The organism is Streptococcus mitis, assembly GCF_001074635.1.
Lineage (GTDB): Bacteria > Bacillota > Bacilli > Lactobacillales > Streptococcaceae > Streptococcus > Streptococcus mitis_E.
This window is the reverse complement of sequence record NZ_JUQO01000118.1, coordinates 1-321: the sequence shown is the minus strand read 5'-3', so window position 1 is coordinate 321 and position 321 is coordinate 1. Positions and strand designations below refer to the sequence as shown.

The following is a 321-nucleotide window of genomic DNA, read 5'->3' as shown; positions in this document are numbered from 1 at the left end:
CTTGTCTTTGCTGGTTTCTCTGTATTTTTTTAATTCCAAGAATGCCATCTTAACTAGATGGTTTTCTTGTCCATTGTTTGTGATGGTTAAGACCTCACCTGTCATGTCTTCGCGCATACTAAAACTGTGAAAAGCCAAATCATCCGAGAAGTAATTACTATCCACGATTGCGATAGCGTATACTGGGGCAATATGTTTGTAACTCTGGTGAGTGTCACCTTCACGTTGGCGAATTTTTTCGAGGTTTTGATTAACCTGACTGCATAGATAAGCCCACAGGCGATTGATGAAAAAATTCTGATGATGCACCTGAATCTCAAT

General features: G+C 39.6%; 1 protein-coding gene. It reads right to left on the bottom strand.

Features of this window, described 5'->3' with window-relative positions; genetic code table 11:
- On the bottom strand, positions 1-321 hold a 321-nt coding region (locus ADI58_RS05025; protein ID WP_049521697.1), incomplete at both ends, for a PD-(D/E)XK nuclease family transposase.